Here is a 16048-nt window from a genome sequence, read left to right on the forward strand (position 1 = left end):
CTTTTATATAAACGTAACCCACATTGTCTGGGATGTGGCAGATGGGCGTATTCTTCGCCCTTATCAACAGGAATTAAAATGAGCGAAAGCTTTGCGGAACTCTTTGAAGAAAGCCTAAAAACCCTGAACCTTCAGGCAGGCTCCATCATCACCGGTGTTATCGTTGATATCGATTACCAAGCTCGCTGGGTAACCGTTCACGCTGGCCTGAAGTCTGAAGCACTCATCCCGCTTGAGCAGTTCTACAACGACGCTGGCGAACTGAATATCAACGTCGGTGACGAAGTTCACGTTGCGCTGGATTCGGTTGAAGACGGCTTTGGTGAAACCAAGCTGTCCCGTGAAAAAGCCAAGCGCGCTGAATGCTGGATCGTTCTGGAAGCAGCCTTCGCAGCCGAAGAAGTGGTCAAGGGCGTTATCAACGGTAAGGTTAAAGGCGGCTTCACTGTCGACGTTAACGGCATCCGTGCGTTCCTGCCTGGTTCTCTGGTTGACGTCCGTCCTGTGCGTGACACCACGCACCTGGAAGGCAAAGAGCTGGAATTCAAGGTCATCAAACTCGACCAGAAACGCAACAACGTTGTCGTTTCCCGTCGTAGCGTCCTCGAAGCCGAGAACTCCGCTGAGCGTGAAGCTCTGCTGGAATCCCTGCAGGAAGGTCAACAAGTCAAAGGTATCGTCAAAAACCTCACCGATTACGGCGCATTCGTCGATCTGGGTGGCGTCGATGGCCTGCTGCACATTACCGACATGGCTTGGAAGCGTATCAAGCATCCTTCCGAAATCGTCAACGTTGGCGACGAGATCGATGTCAAGGTTCTGAAGTACGATCGCGAGCGCAATCGTGTTTCCCTGGGCCTCAAGCAGCTGGGCGAAGATCCATGGGTTGCTATCAAAGCCCGTTACCCAGAAAGCACTCGCGTTACCGCACGTGTAACCAACCTGACCGACTACGGCTGCTTCGCTGAGCTGGAAGAAGGCGTTGAAGGTCTGGTACACGTTTCCGAAATGGACTGGACCAACAAGAACATCCACCCTTCGAAAGTCGTACAAGTCGGCGACGAAGTGGAAGTTATGGTTCTGGACATCGACGAAGAGCGTCGTCGTATCTCCCTGGGCATCAAGCAGTGCAAATCTAACCCATGGGAAGATTTCTCTGGCCAGTTCAACAAGGGCGATAAAATCTCCGGCACCATCAAGTCGATCACCGATTTCGGTATCTTCATTGGTCTGGACGGCGGCATCGACGGTCTGGTTCACCTGTCCGACATCTCCTGGAACGAAGTGGGCGAAGAAGCCGTACGTCGCTTCAAGAAGGGCGACGAGCTGGACACCGTTATCCTGTCGGTTGACCCAGAGCGCGAGCGTATCTCCCTGGGTATCAAGCAACTGGAAAGCGATCCGTTCTCCGAGTACGTTCAAGAGAACGACAAAGGCGCAATCGTTAAAGGCATCGTGAAAGAAGTTGACGCTAAAGGCGCCATCATCACTTTGGCTACCGATATCGAAGCTACTCTGAAAGCCTCCGAAATCAGCCGTGACCGCATCGAAGATGCGCGCAACGTTCTGAAAGAAGGCGAAGAAGTTGAAGCCAAGATCATCAGCGTTGACCGCAAGAGCCGTGTAATCCAGCTCTCGATCAAGTCGAAAGACGTTGAAGACGAGAAAGAAGCTATCCAGAGCCTGCGCGACAAGCCAGCTGCTTCGGATGCTCCAGTTGACACCACTCTTGGTGCTCTGCTGCGTGCACAAATGGAAAAACAGAACTGAGTTCTGTCAGGCCATAGAAAAAGGGCGACTTCGGTCGCCCTTTTTTGTGCCTGAGATTTTAGGTTTTCGAGGTGCCGGGGGAAACAATGCGGGGGTAAGGTGGTCTGTTGTTCAGGTGTATCAATTGTCTATTCGGAGCTAGGCTTTAGCTTGAGTCGAGCGTCGGTTGGGTGTGATGCCTGGCATAAGGAATGGAATGAGCAAGCTCATAGTCACATTGGCAGTACTGGTCTTGGTGGGGTGTACAACAAGCGCCAAAACTCATGTGGTGCGTGGCGTGAGTGGTATCGAGATCGATTGTTCAGGGCTCGGATCGGGTTGGGACAAGTGTTACAAGCGAGCTGCAAGAGAGTGTGGGGCGCAGAGCTACAAGGTCATTGGCAGGTCCAGTGATGCTAAAGAGGAGGCGGAGGATTATCCATTTGGGTGGAACCCGGCCGGATACCTCACTCGCGTCATGTTGGTCATTTGCAGATGATGATTTGGTGAGCCTCTGTGGTGTGAAAGGGTGGAGTGCCAGCTCTCCGGGAGGCGAACTTTGCGGTGTCTGTCAGGGAATGCAGATAAGTCAATATATAGGCTGTTCAAAATCCTTCGAGCATGCTAAAACCTTTGAAGCGCTGATCTAGCTGCTTGAAAAAGAAGGGAAAAATATGACGAAGTCGGAGTTGATCGAACGAATTGTCACCCATCAAGGGCTACTCTCATCCAAGGATGTGGAGCTGGCCATCAAGACCATGCTTGAGCAAATGTCCCAGTGCCTGGCTACCGGTGATCGAATCGAAATCCGTGGCTTTGGCAGCTTCTCTTTGCACTATCGCGCGCCGCGCGTCGGTCGTAATCCAAAGACCGGTCAATCCGTCAGCCTCGACGGCAAATTCGTTCCTCATTTCAAGCCGGGCAAAGAGCTCCGGGATCGGGTGAATGAGGATGAGGAGGAGGGGCTTTGACAGTCTTCATTCAGGGAGTGACTGATGCGTAACCTTAAGCGCGTACTCCTCGCTGTGGTTGTTCTTTTGCTTGTTCTGGCGATCCTCGCTTTTGTACTTGAGAACCAGCAGTCTGTTTCCTTGTCGTTCCTGGGCTTGGCCGGACCACAGTTGCCGGTCTCGGTTATCACGGTTATTGCCTTGTTGTTTGGCATGCTCATCGGTCCATTGTTGGGTTGGTTAGTCGGTCGCACGGTCAGGAGCAGGCGCAAGCGCCTGGCCTGATTAATGCGATGGTTGAGAGTCTTTTGAGGCTTCAGTGACCTCGGTCTGCATTCGTTAGTAAATTTTTTAGCAATCAAACGCTTTGTTCCTCCTCAAGGCTTGAGATCTATTTGGAGAGCTCGGTGTTGGTTGGGTGGGGGTATTCGTCAAAGGCTACACTTGCAACAATTGTTTGGGCCTCGTATGAAAATTCTTTTATTTGGCAAAAATGGTCAGGTCGGTTGGGAGCTGCAGCGTTCTCTGTCACCTCTCGGTGAAGTGATAGCGCTCGACCGACAAAAGGTTGATGGCTTATGTGGTGATCTGGCTGATTTTGAATCGCTGAGAGCGACGATTCGCCAGGTGAGGCCGGATTTTATTGTCAACGCGGCAGCTTACACCGCAGTGGACAAGGCAGAGTCAGAACCGGAGATTGCGGATCGCATTAACGCCTCTGCGAGCCGGGTAATGGCTGAAGAGGCGTTGGCGCTGGACGCGTGGCTTGTTCACTACTCGACAGACTATGTCTTCAGCGGTGGCGGGCAAGTGCCTTGGCGGGAGGATGATGTCGTCGCGCCAGTAAATCACTACGGAGCGAGTAAGCTGGCAGGTGAGCGGGCTATAACGAGCTCTGGCTGCAAACACCTGATCTTGCGCACGAGTTGGGTTTATGGTGCCCGTGGTAACAATTTCGCCAAGACCATATTGCGTATGGCCAAAGATCGAGAAACTTTAAGTGTAATTGCTGATCAGATTGGTGCACCGACGGGCGCAGACCTGATTGCTGATATCACCATGCTGGCAATTCGAAAAATCGTCGAGCATCCGGGGCTTGGTGGTATTTATCACTTGGCAGCGGACGGTGAGACCTCTTGGCACGGCTATGCTAGTCATGTTATCGACTTTGCACGTAGGAACGGTGAGGCGTTGACTGTGGTCTCCGTGAATCCGATCGATACCAGCGCTTATCCAACACCTGCGCGCCGGCCTCTGAACTCACGATTGAATACCAGAAAGCTACGTGACAATTTTTCTCTTCATCTTCCTGATTGGAAAGGCGGCGTTACCCGAATGCTCATGGAGGTTCTAAATAAATGACCGTCATTAATCGTAAAGGCATCATCCTTGCGGGCGGCTCGGGTACGCGCTTGCATCCGTTGACTCTGGGGGTGTCGAAGCAGATGCTGCCTATCTACGACAAGCCCATGATTTTTTATCCGTTGTCGGTACTGATGCTCGCGGGCATGCGCGAAATTTTGATTATCTCTACCCCGGAGGACTTGCCAAGCTTTCGCAAGCTGCTTGGCGATGGTAGCCAATATGGTATCCAGTTGAGCTATGCAGAGCAGCCGAGCCCGGATGGCCTTGCTCAGGCCTTTATCATTGGAGAGGCATTCATCGGCAAGGACCCTTGCTGCTTGATCCTGGGTGATAATATTTTTTACGGCCAGCATTTTTCCGACAACCTGCTCTCGGCAATGGCTAAAGAGAGCGGTGCGACGGTTTTTGGCTATCACGTCTCTGATCCCGGCCGTTTTGGTGTGGTCGAGTTTGATGAGGCGGGTCATGCCTTGAGCATCGAAGAAAAGCCGCTCAAGCCTAAGTCCAGTTACGCCATCACAGGGTTGTATTTCTATGACAATCAAGTCGTCGAGATCGCCAAGGGCATAAAACCTTCGCAGCGCGGTGAGCTGGAGATCACTGATATCAACCGCGCCTACCTCGAACAAAAGACGTTGGATGTAGAGATACTGGGTCGGGGATTCGCCTGGTTGGATACGGGTACTCATGAGTCGTTGCTTGAGGCCAGTCACTTCGTCCATACCATTGAGCAGCGCCAGGGTCTGAAGGTCGCTTGCCTGGAGGAGATTGCTTATAATTTCGGCTGGATCACACCGGCTGAGCTTGGCGTTCAGGCCGAGCGACTGAAGAAGACCGGTTATGGCCAGTATTTGCAAAAACTACTGGACGCATGACCTGATTGGTCGAGGTTTTCCGGGGTGTGAGTTGTTCGTAAAAGTCGTTGTTAGCTGTAGAATGGGCAGGTATGCGTTTTCAGGCCTGCCGAGCTTCGAGGGCTCCGGTCGAATAAAAAATATGCAAGACGTTAGCACGGCTGCAACGCAAGCAAATTGTTTGATGGTTTCGTAAGATTTTACCCCTCGATTTTGCATCTGAAAGAGGTGCAAAGCGACCAGAATATAAACGAGCTCCGTTTTCTGTAGTTACCTTTCAGAGAGTGAGGATTAAGGACGTTGAGTATGGAACTGATTCCCGTAATTTTGTCTGGCGGTGTGGGTAGCCGGTTGTGGCCTGTTTCTCGAGAGGCCCACCCCAAACCGTTCATGGATTTGCCGGGTGGCCAGAATCTAATCCAGAAAACCTTCCTGCGAGCTTCGCAACTGGAGGGCGTTGTAGAAGTGCTTACGGTGACTAACCGTGAGCTTTTGTTCAAGACTGAAGACGAATACGGCGCTGTCAATACTGCCAAACACTCTCAAGGTTTCATTCTTGAACCTTTCGGGCGTAATACGGCTGCGGCTGTTGCGGCGGCTGCGTTGCAGTTGGAGGCCACCCATGGCCCTGATGTCCATATGCTGGTGTTGGCTGCCGACCATCTGATCAAGGATGAAAAGGCATTTGCTGCTGCAGTAGCAAATGCCGTTGCGTTAGCCGCCGAAGGCTGGCTGGTCACTTTTGGCATCCAGCCGACCTACCCTGAAACCGGCTTCGGCTACATAGAGGCGCAAAAAAATGCTCCTCTGAAAGGCGGCTTGAAAGTTGCGCGTTTCGTCGAAAAACCTGATCTTGAAACCGCTCAAGGTTACGTGAGTGCCGGCAACTACTACTGGAACTCCGGGATGTTCTGCTTCCGGGTCGGCACCGTCCTCGAAGAGCTTCGCATGCACGCTCCAGACGTAGTAGAAGCAGTCGGCAGGACTATTGAAGTATCCCGCCTCACCTCGTCTGACAAATACCGTTGCCTGGCCCTCGACGCCGATGCATTTGCAGAGGTTCCGGATATTTCCATCGACTATGCGTTGATGGAACGCTCTTCCAGGGTTGCGACCATCCCGTGTGATATCGGTTGGAGTGACATTGGCTCCTGGAACGCCGTCAGTGAACTGACAGAGCCCGATGAGAACGGTAACCGCTTTGAAGGAGAGGTGCTGTCTCATGGTTCCCGCAACAACTACGTAAACAGTGAAGGTCGACTCACTGCACTGGTTGGGGTTGAGGACTTGCTGGTAATCGATACGCCAGACGCCGTGATGATCGCGCATAAAGACCATGCACAAGATGTGAAACACATTGTTGGCCAACTCAAGGCCAATAGCCATACGGTACATTTGCTTCACCGGACGGTGCATCGCCCATGGGGCACTTATACGACGCTGGAGAGCGGCGAACGCTTCAAGATCAAGCGTATCGTGGTGAAGCCAAAGGCTTCCCTGTCCCTGCAGATGCACCACCACAGAAGTGAGCACTGGATCGTCGTCAGTGGGATGGCGGTAGTGGTCAACGATCAGCAGGAGCTGATGCTGAACACTAATGAGTCCACGTTTATTCGTGCTGGCCATCAGCATCGCTTGATGAACCCGGGTGTAATCGACCTGGTTCTTATTGAAGTGCAGAGTGGGGATTATCTCGGCGAGGACGATATTGTCCGCTTCGAGGACAATTACGGTCGTGTTGATAAGTAATAGTGCCCCGGCAGTCATAAGCCTGGCCGGTGAGTTTTAGCCGATCAGGCTTGTTTGCATTTGAGCTGATCCAATACGCTTCCATTTCGACGAGATGACAGAGCAGCTTCACTGGTCTCGTCTTCAAATATCCACGCAAGAGAGCGGTATGCATACCCCTATCAATACCCCGTGCTTCAAAGCTTATGACATTCGTGGTCAGGTGCCTTCGGATCTCAATGAAGACGTCGCCTATCGAATTGGCCGTGCCATGGTCACCGAATTGCAGGGTAAAAGCATTGTGCTGGGGCGTGACATGCGGCTCGAAAGCCCGATGCTGGCAGATGCCATGACACGTGGTTTGTGTGAGGCGGGCGCAAACGTCATCGATATTGGCTTGTGCGGTACCGAAGAAGTCTACTTTGCCACAAGTGCGTTTAAGGCGGACGGTGGAGTAATGATTACCGCCAGCCACAATCCCAAAGGCTACAACGGGATGAAGCTTGTAAAATCTGAATCTCGGCCCATCAGCGGCGACACCGGGCTCAATGCTATTCGCGACCGGGTGGAAAGTGGTGACTTAGGGGCATCGGCGGCGACTCCTGGGGAGGTTCGATTTGAGCTGGATAAAACGAACTATATCGAGCACCTTCTCAGTTACGTCAATGTCACAGATCTCAAGCCGCTGAAAATACTCGCAGATCCAGGTAACGGAGCTGCCGGGCCTGTGTTACAGCAGTTGATCCATAAGCTGCCATTCGAATGGGTGGTGATCAATGCCGAGCCCGATGGTAACTTTCCTAACGGCGTGCCCAATCCACTGCTACCAGAGAATCGCGATCTGACACAGCAAGCGCTGTTGGCGAACGGCTGCGATCTAGGGCTGGCGTGGGATGGTGACTTTGACCGCTGCTTCTTTTTCGACGAAAAGGGACGCTTCATCGAGGGCTACTACCTGGTAGGCCTGCTGGCTGAAATGCTGCTCAAGAAAAGCCCTGGCTCCAAGATCATCCATGACCCCCGGTTGACCTGGAATACCATCGATCAGGTTCGATTGGCGGGCGGTGTTTCAGTACAATGCAAAACCGGCCACGCATTCATAAAAGAGCGCATGCGTCTGGAGGATGCAATCTACGGCGGTGAGATGAGTGCTCATCATTATTTCCGGGATTTCGCCTATTGTGACAGCGGCATGATCCCTTGGCTGCTGGTGACCGCATTGATGTCTGCCTCGGGAAAAAATTTGGCCCAGCTTGTTGATGAGCGCGTTGCCGCTTATCCATGCAGTGGTGAAATCAATTATCGGGTGAACGATGTATCAGCGGCGCTGGAGGAGGTCTTGGCACATTATTTACCTCAAGGGCCTCACCTGGATCAAACCGATGGAGTCAGTCTGGAATTTACGGACTGGCGATTTAATCTCCGCGGTTCGAACACAGAACCTCTGTTGAGGTTAAATGTCGAAAGTAGAAGGGACCCAGCGCTGATCGCGTTGAAAGTAAAAGAAATTGAGGGATTGCTGAACAGTAGATATATGGAATGACAAAACGGTTCTCACTTCCAGAAGGAAGGTGAGGGGCAGCAACAAGTTGGCTCTCTGGTAGAGACTTACTGTTCGATTGATTAATCTAAATTGGTGAGAAAATGAGCGACAAGAAAGTAGCGTTGATTACGGGTATTACTGGTCAGGATGGTGCTTACCTTGCTGAGTTCCTGCTTAAAAAAGGTTATTCGGTCCACGGCATCAAGCGCCGTAGCTCTCTATTCAATACTCATCGTATTGATCATCTCTACCACGACCCGCACAATCAAGGCTACGATCTCAAGCTGCATTATGGAGACCTGACCGATTCGAGCAGCTTGATTCGTATCGTGCAGGAAGTACAACCGGACGAAATCTACAACCTGGCCGCACAAAGCCACGTTGGTGTTTCCTTCGAAGCGCCAGAATATACTGCTGATACTGATGCTATGGGTACACTTCGCATTCTTGAAGCAATCCGCATCGCCGGGCTCGAGAAGAAGACCAAGTTCTATCAGGCATCCACATCCGAACTATACGGTCTGGTTCAGGAAATCCCACAGAAAGAAACCACGCCTTTCTATCCACGTTCCCCGTATGCCGTTGCCAAGCTGTACGCCTACTGGATTACCGTGAACTACCGCGAGTCATATGGCATGTATGCCTGCAACGGTATTCTCTTTAACCATGAATCGCCGATCCGCGGTGAAACCTTCGTAACCCGCAAGATCACCCGTGCCTTGGCGCGTATCAAGCTGGATCTGCAAGACTGCCTGTACCTCGGCAATATGGACGCCCTGCGTGATTGGGGTCATGCCCGTGATTACGTGGAAATGCAATGGCTCATGCTGCAGCAAGAAACACCAGAAGATTTTGTGATTGCGACCGGTGTTCAATACTCCGTTCGGCAGTTTGTTGACCTCGCGGCGAACGAAATCGGTATCAAGATTCGTTGGGAAGGTAAAGGTGTAGAAGAGAAAGGTTACGACGTCGCAACCAACAAATGCATCGTTGCCGTCGACCCACGCTATTTCCGTCCCGCCGAAGTTGAGACCCTGCTGGGTGACCCAAGCAAAGCCAAAGCCAAGTTGGGCTGGGTGCCGGCGACTTCCTTCGCCGAGTTGGTAGCAGAAATGATGCGTGAAGACATGCGTGAAGCCGAACGCGACCAGTTGGTCGAGGCTCACGGATACAAATACTTCAAAGGTCAAGAATAAAGGGGGCTGGGATGATACCGGTATATCAGCCCTTTCTGGGCGGACGCGAAAAGGAATATGTAAACCAGTGTCTTGATTCGACCTGGATTTCTTCTCGCGGAGAATTTATCTCCCGCTTTGAGAGCGAGTTTGCCCGATACATCGGTGCAGAACATGCGACCACCGTGAGCAACGGCACGGTTGCTCTGCACCTGGCAATGGCTGCTTTGGGGCTTGGGCCTGGCGATGAGGTGATTGTTCCGACGCTTACTTACGTAGCGTCCGTCAACACCATCATGCAAACCGGGGCCAGCGTTGTATACGCTGAATCCCTGGCTGATACCTGGAACGTCAGCGTTCCAGACATCCGCAGCCGCATAACGCCTAAAACCAAGGCGGTCATGGTCGTGCACTTGTACGGCTTGGCGTGTGACATGGATGAAGTCGTTGCTCTGTGTAAAGAGCACAACCTGCTGCTGATCGAAGACTGTGCAGAAGCCTTTGGCTCTCTGTACAAAAATCAGCATGTAGGGACTTTTGGCGATGTCGCTACGTTCAGCTTCTTTGGAAACAAGACCATTACCACCGGTGAGGGTGGGATGGTGGTGTCCAAAAACAAGGCCGTTCACGAAAGAGCCTGCCACCTCAAAAGCCAAGGCGTGTCCAAGACTCGCGAGTACTGGCATGACGAGTTGGCGTTCAACTATCGTATGACCAACATCTGCGCAGCCATTGGGCTTGCCCAGTTGGAACGTGCAGACGAGATCATCGCTCTTAAGCGGCAAGTTGCGGACTGGTATCGCGAAGCACTCGAAGGGCTTCCGCTGCAGATGCATGCAGAGCAGCCAGGTACACGTCACACCTACTGGATGTGCTCGGTGCTGCTGGATGATCCGAGTCAGCGTCAGGCATTGCGTGATCATTTGAAGAGCAAAGGCATAGAGACACGCCCTCTGTTCGCTCCTGCTCACAACATGCCACATTGCAAGACGGATGAAACCTTTCCGGTAGCGCAGGACCTTAGCTCCCGAGGGATGAACCTTCCGAGTTATCCGACACTGAGCCGCGAACAGGTGCAGCGGGTAGCAGACGAGATTCGAAGCTACTTTGCCGACTAAAATGCAGAAAATCGGGGTTGAGAAGTCAACCCCGATTGCTAAGTGGAATTCAGAAAGTCAAGTTGAAACTGAATTTTTGGATTTAATTATTTACTCAGGTGAAAAGATGTTTTCGTATTTTTCTCGTATATGGGATGCCCGATATTTTTGGATGCATCTTGCTCTTGCTGACCTTCGATCAAGATGGAGGCGGTCTTTTTTTGGTGTGACATGGTCAATTATCCAGCCACTGGGATTGACATTGCTATTGACGTTGGTTTTCAGCAGACTTTTTAACACTGATATTGTTACATATGCGCCTTATATTCTCTCCGGGATTATTGTATGGGAGTATATCTCTGCTAATACCATGGGGGGGTCTCTATCTTTTGTTCAGGCCGATTCCTATATTAAGCAGTGTAATCATCCCCTCGCTATTTATACACTACGTTCGGTTATTGGAAGCTTAATCATTTTATTGTTGGCCAGTATCTCTCTGTATGGATGGGTTGCGGTTGTTTTGCCACAAAATATCGGGTGGTGCTGGTTAGCAACGCTTACGATCTATCCGATATTGGCCCTGATAGCATGGCCAGTTTCAACGTTGCTGGCCTACATCAGTACGAGGTTTCGAGATGTTCCTCATGCTCTTGGCTTGGTAATGCAATCATTGTGGTTCGTTTCCCCTGTCTATTTTGAAGCGAAAATGTTCAAGAATGGGGGGCTGCATGCATTGGTGGATTACAACCCGATTTATCATGTTTTACAGTTGATTCGCGCTCCTTTGTTGCAAGGCGAATGGCCAACACTTGAAAACTATATGTTTAGTCTGGGGGCGGCAGTTTTCTTTGCGTTGATCGCTATCTTGGTTGGTTATAAGTCTGAGCGTAAGGTCATTTTTTACCTATGAAAAATAATAAGATAACTCTTGAGAATGTTAATCTTCACTACGCTTCGGTTGCTTATAAAGAACGTTCGCTAAAATCATTAATGGCAAGTGCTTTTAGCCGGCGCTCAACGTCCTCCACGGTGGCAGATATTCATGCGCTGAAAAATGTGTCGGTTGAAATTTCGAGCGGTGAAAGAGTAGGGTTGCTAGGGCATAATGGTGCAGGTAAAAGTACCTTTCTTAAAACAGTCGCTGGTCTGTACCCTATTTCCAGCGGCAAGCTGACTGTAGATGGGCAAATACGTTCCTTGTTTGATCTTAGCTTGGGCTTTGAACCTGATGCTACCGGTAGAGAGAATATTCTATACCGCGGATTATTGTTAGGTTTATCACCTCGGTTTATGCGAGGGATGGAAGCGGAAATTGTTGAATTTGCCGGACTGGGAGAGTTTATTGATTATCCAATGAAAACCTACTCCGCCGGCATGCAAGTAAGATTGGCATTCGCCATCTCAACAACAGTCGGAGGAGATATTCTTCTTCTCGATGAAGTTATTGGGGCTGGGGATGCGAATTTTATGGTTAAGGCCAAAGAGCGTATTACCAGCTTGATCGAGCGTGCGGAAATACTTGTTCTTGCCTCCCATGATTTGGGATCTTTAAAAGCCATTTGTAATCGTGGGTTAGTCTTTCATCATGGCTCGCTCATTTTTGATGGTAGCTGTGTCGATGCTATTGATGAGTACAAAAAAGCAAATGGGCTATCTTGATGCTAAATAACGCCTTTAGGGTTTTGTGGCTCTTGAATAAAAAAGAGCTGCGTGAATCAGATGTTGCTCAACTAAAGTCTGTGGGCGTGACGGAATTTTTTATGCCAAAAAAATTTCCGGCGACTCCGTACAATTTATCAGATGATATAGATTTTAGTTATGATGACTCTCTGAGTATTCCAGTTTCTGATCTTGAAGTTCTAAATAGACAAAACTGGTATGAAGATCCAAGTGATGAGGCTTGGGGGATAGTAAATCGTTATTTTGATGTTGCATTCGTAGGCAGTCATGCACAACAACTATTAGCTGCGCTCAAGGGGTTTGGCGGCGCTATAGTTTTGAGGGGGGCGGGTTTTTTAGATGGAAAGTCTTATTCGGACGCTCTGCATAATGATCTTGGAGAGGACGGAGTTTACAGGCTAAAGGCGGTCGGTAATCGTCTTTGGTTTGGAGCCTTTCATGCGCATCAGGCCAAAGCTGAGATGAATTATTTGAGCAGGCGTCTTTGTTGCTTGCCTGTGGAGTATGCCTTTAAATCTTCGGATGGTTATTCGAATCGTCAGATAAATAATGTATTATTTTTCTGTCCGAATATAAATGTATCAGAGTTTTCGTTAGGGTTATATAAGAATTTTTTAGCTGATTTTAAGGGCTTTGACTATTCGGTTGCGGGGCAGCAGCCTATAGCCGTTGATGCTGATAATATCATCGGTGAAATAAATTTTGAGTCCAAGGACTGTATTTCCAATCAATATAAAGTCATGTTTTATGATTCGACGGTATCTAACCGTATTGATGATATGCCCCTGCGTGCAATGCGGTCTGGAATAGCACTGGTATTTATGGCTGGCGGTATGCTTGACGATTTGGGTGGCATTAAGTCTCCAGGTCGTTCCAAGACTATAGAGGAAGCCAGAAAAAAAATTAGGCGAATCCTTGAAGGTGATAATGAGTTTATCGCTTCAATTATTGATAACCAAAAAAAAATCCTCGACAAGTTCTCAACCGTTGTAGTTAGTCAGCAATGGAGGAGAGGTTGGGCTGATATTACTAATGAGCTAGAAGCTATCCGAGCTCAAAATGCCGAGCGACCCAAAAAGCGGAAACGTATTGCCATTATTGTCCCTGTGAAGTATAGAGGCGGGAGTCTGCGCGGGACGAAAATGTTGGCCCAAGCATTATATATAGGCAGCCGGCAAGGCGGTGAAGACGTTGACGTGGTGATTTGCCACCTGGATGATAAGGAAAGTTATTCTAGGGATACATTTGATGATATCGACGCTAATATTAAAATTCGTCCCTATAAATGGCGAACGCTGGATGCGATTGAGGCTCGTCGGGCCATGCGATATTCTGGGCAGCAAGGTTGGGAGCCGATCCATAGTAAATATGTAGCTCCTGATGATGGTATCAAACAGCTGGTCGACTGTGATTTGTGGATTGTCATATCCGATCGGCTTGAGGCGCCACTACTGCCTATAAAACCAACCATATATATGGTTTACGATTATTTACAACGCTATGAGCCTATTCTTACCAAGGGGGCTGATGCGGTTTTTTTGGATGCTGTTAGAGTGTCTAAGAAGGTTTTTGTTACTACAAACTTCACGAAGTTTGATGCATTGCAGTACGCGGGTGTAAGTGCAGGAAAAGTTGTCGTGATGCCAATGTTAGTGCCGGAATTTTGGAAAGAGTCGGTTATTAAGACTGAGAAGGGATTACCGTATTTTATCTGGACGACAAATGCTAATCAGCACAAAAATCATGTTAATGCACTCAAAGCTCTGAGGATCTACTACGAAGAGTACGGTGGTTCGCTGTCTTGTCATGTGACAGGGGTAGGCACCGAAAATTTACTTAAAAGTGATATGCCTCATCTGAAACCGCTCGCTAAGCTGGTCAAAGGTAGTCCTTTGTTGAGCAGGCGTATGAGATTGCTTGGTGAGCTTTCAGAGAGTCAATATATTGATACATTGGCGAACTCTCGATTTTTATGGCATGCCGGAAAAATTGATAATGGTACGTTCAGTGTTATCGAGGCCGCTTGCGTGGGAATCCCATCATTGAGCAGTGATTATCCTGCGATGCACGAAATAGACGCTCGATTCTCTTTAAATTTGACCTGGATGAACTCGGGTGATCCAAAGGACATGGCGAAAAAATTAAAGTACATGGAAGAAAATTATTTTAACTTGACAGCGAAACTCCCTTCTAAAGAAAAACTGGCGCAGAATGATCTTGTAAATTTTGCAGTGAAGTATTGGGATGAGGTTCGGGTATGTCTGTAAAAAACTATGGAATTTACCTCTCCTACCCACCTGGTGTCGACCTGCGTCATGAGGGATTGGGTCGCTACCTGGCCGCATTCTTAAAAGGGACTTCTGGGCGGGATGATGTCCATTTTGTATTGGTTTGCCCAAGCTGGTCGAAAAAAAGCCTAGAAGAATTATTTCTGAGTGAGGGTGTTCAAAAGAATCGATTCGAGGTTGTTTCTCCAAATAAGGAACCATTAATTTTAAAGTTGTACGAAGCGTATTTGAGATATAAGAAACGTGCAAAAAAACCTACAATTATCGATCGGGTTTTAGGTGCGTTTTCGTGGGGTTACAAAAAAATTACAGACTATCTTGAAGCACGTTTGATAGCGGCTCATTCCGTTTCTAGTTTGATTCCATTGTTGTTGATTGGCGTTTTCGGGGCTCTTCTGTTTTTATTGTGTAGTCCGCTTTTGGTACCTGTTATATTGCTTGTTGCGCTCTCAAAAATGACTTTTTTTGTCAAGAGAGTAACCCGGCCATTATCAAGGAGAATTTTTCGTCTTAAGGCGGTTTTGAGTGCGCCAAAGGAAGATGCTTTGATTTTAAGGCTGTATAAAGGGATGGAAAGTGTTGAGTCAAAAAGGATGCTGGAGTTGATTGATAGTCTATCTCATGTCTTGGCATGGTATAGCCCAACTGCCTTTTGGCCTGCGTTCAATGATATTAAAGCGCCTAAGCTGATGTGTATCCCGGATGTGGTGCTTACAGACTTCCCCGTTGGGTTTTCCAACGTCGGAGGGGAAAGATTTTTGAGGGTGTTTGGTGAAATCGAAGAGACTATTTACGCGGGCCAGAACTATGTGACTTACAGTGGTGCTGTGAAGTGGGATACGCTGGTTGATCGTTACGCTATTAATCCGTCCAAGGTTTCAGTTATTCATCATGCACCTAATAGTTTAAATAAATGGGTTGAAGTCACTGGTGGGGTGAATCCAGAGGAGGCCTCCCATAGTCTTTGTTTGGATCTGTTCAGGAAAGCCTTGCTCAAATCAGTTGACTCTAAACATTTGGCTACGTTTTCTAACCCTGAAGCTGGTTTTTTATTTTATGCGAGCCAAATTAGACCTAATAAAAATGTTCTGTCGTTACTCCGGGCCTATGAATACCTGCTTCGTAGTAAATTTATTGGGCATAAGTTAATTCTTACAGGTAATCCGAATGGAATGGCGGATGTCATAAAATTTATCAAGGATAATTTCCTGGAAAATGATGTTTTATGCCTTCATAGTCTGACAGTTCAAGAATTGGCTGCATGTTATAAGTTGGCGGACCTGGCGGTGAATCCAAGCCTGAGTGAGGGGGGATGTCCCTTTACCTTTACTGAAGCATTGTCAGTAGGTACACCTGTGGCAATGGCCAGGATTGCGGTTGCTGAGGAGGTATTAAATGATGATGAGGTTCAGGAACTGACATTCTTTGATCCCTATGACTGGAAGGATATGGCGAAACGTATTCAACTGTCATTGCACAATCGTGAGGAAGTTCTAGCTGTTCAAACGCAATTTTATAAAAAGTTGAGTTTGCGCTCATGGACTGATGTCGTTAACGAGCACGTCGATGTGTTAGATAGTATTTCTAGTCGTGATTAGAGTTTGTCGGAGGTTTTTTTG

The 16048-nt window shown here is 48.9% G+C and carries 14 protein-coding genes; all 14 read left to right on the forward strand.

The window, feature by feature from the left end; all coding sequences use genetic code 11:
• Window positions 1-78: 78 nt before the first annotated feature.
• The 14 genes from rpsA to FPT12_RS14620 all read left to right on the forward strand — a co-directional run bounded on the left by rpsA (window position 79) and on the right by FPT12_RS14620 (window position 16027).
• Window positions 79-1770, forward strand: a complete 1692-nt coding sequence (gene rpsA, locus FPT12_RS14555; protein ID WP_019692981.1) for a 30S ribosomal protein S1 — start codon at window positions 79-81, stop codon at window positions 1768-1770.
• Between the two features lie 196 nt (window positions 1771-1966).
• A complete protein-coding gene (locus tag FPT12_RS27995) occupies window positions 1967-2248 on the forward strand; it encodes a hypothetical protein (protein ID WP_145016938.1) in 282 nt (93 codons plus the stop codon).
• A gap of 175 nt (window positions 2249-2423) precedes the next feature.
• Window positions 2424-2720: an integration host factor subunit beta gene (gene ihfB, locus FPT12_RS14565; RefSeq protein ID WP_003369729.1), complete on the forward strand. Its 297-nt coding sequence runs from the start codon at window positions 2424-2426 to the stop codon at window positions 2718-2720.
• 24 nt (window positions 2721-2744) lie between these two features.
• Window positions 2745-2984, forward strand: coding sequence for a LapA family protein (locus FPT12_RS14570; protein ID WP_145016940.1), 240 nt, complete (start codon window positions 2745-2747; stop codon window positions 2982-2984).
• Window positions 2985-3152: 168 nt separating this feature from the next.
• Entirely contained in the window at window positions 3153-4061 is a 909-nt protein-coding gene (gene rfbD, locus FPT12_RS14575; RefSeq protein ID WP_371922560.1) for a dTDP-4-dehydrorhamnose reductase, read from the forward strand.
• Window positions 4058-4939 (forward strand): glucose-1-phosphate thymidylyltransferase RfbA, encoded by an 882-nt coding sequence (gene rfbA / locus FPT12_RS14580; protein WP_145016943.1) that lies wholly within the window; start codon window positions 4058-4060, stop codon window positions 4937-4939. Before rfbD ends, rfbA begins: the two co-directional genes overlap by 4 nt.
• A gap of 285 nt (window positions 4940-5224) precedes the next feature.
• Window positions 5225-6667 carry a mannose-1-phosphate guanylyltransferase/mannose-6-phosphate isomerase gene (locus FPT12_RS14585; protein WP_145016944.1) on the forward strand — a complete coding sequence of 481 codons (1443 nt, stop codon included), beginning with the start codon at window positions 5225-5227 and terminating at the stop codon, window positions 6665-6667.
• A 148-nt stretch (window positions 6668-6815) separates the two neighbouring features.
• Entirely contained in the window at window positions 6816-8189 is a 1374-nt protein-coding gene (locus tag FPT12_RS14590) for a phosphomannomutase (protein ID WP_145016946.1), read from the forward strand.
• Window positions 8190-8290: 101 nt separating this feature from the next.
• Window positions 8291-9385: a GDP-mannose 4,6-dehydratase gene (gmd, locus tag FPT12_RS14595; RefSeq protein ID WP_145016948.1), complete on the forward strand. Its 1095-nt coding sequence runs from the start codon at window positions 8291-8293 to the stop codon at window positions 9383-9385.
• An 11-nt stretch (window positions 9386-9396) separates the two neighbouring features.
• Window positions 9397-10482 carry a DegT/DnrJ/EryC1/StrS aminotransferase family protein gene (locus FPT12_RS14600; protein WP_145016950.1) on the forward strand — a complete coding sequence of 362 codons (1086 nt, stop codon included), beginning with the start codon at window positions 9397-9399 and terminating at the stop codon, window positions 10480-10482.
• Window positions 10472-11371 carry an ABC transporter permease gene (locus FPT12_RS14605; protein WP_256676760.1) on the forward strand — a complete coding sequence of 300 codons (900 nt, stop codon included), beginning with the start codon at window positions 10472-10474 and terminating at the stop codon, window positions 11369-11371. Before FPT12_RS14600 ends, FPT12_RS14605 begins: the two co-directional genes overlap by 11 nt.
• On the forward strand, window positions 11368-12120 hold the full coding sequence (locus tag FPT12_RS14610) for an ABC transporter ATP-binding protein (RefSeq protein WP_145016951.1): 753 nt from the start codon (window positions 11368-11370) through the stop codon (window positions 12118-12120). Before FPT12_RS14605 ends, FPT12_RS14610 begins: the two co-directional genes overlap by 4 nt.
• On the forward strand, window positions 12120-14408 hold the full coding sequence (locus FPT12_RS14615; protein ID WP_145016953.1) for a glycosyltransferase family 4 protein: 2289 nt from the start codon (window positions 12120-12122) through the stop codon (window positions 14406-14408). The genes FPT12_RS14610 and FPT12_RS14615 overlap by 1 nt, the downstream gene beginning before the upstream one ends.
• Entirely contained in the window at window positions 14399-16027 is a 1629-nt protein-coding gene (locus FPT12_RS14620) for a glycosyltransferase (protein ID WP_145016955.1), read from the forward strand. The genes FPT12_RS14615 and FPT12_RS14620 overlap by 10 nt, the downstream gene beginning before the upstream one ends.
• Window positions 16028-16048: the final 21 nt, after the last annotated feature.

It is taken from the genome of Pseudomonas sp. H3(2019) (assembly GCF_007713465.1).
Lineage (GTDB): Bacteria > Pseudomonadota > Gammaproteobacteria > Pseudomonadales > Pseudomonadaceae > Aquipseudomonas.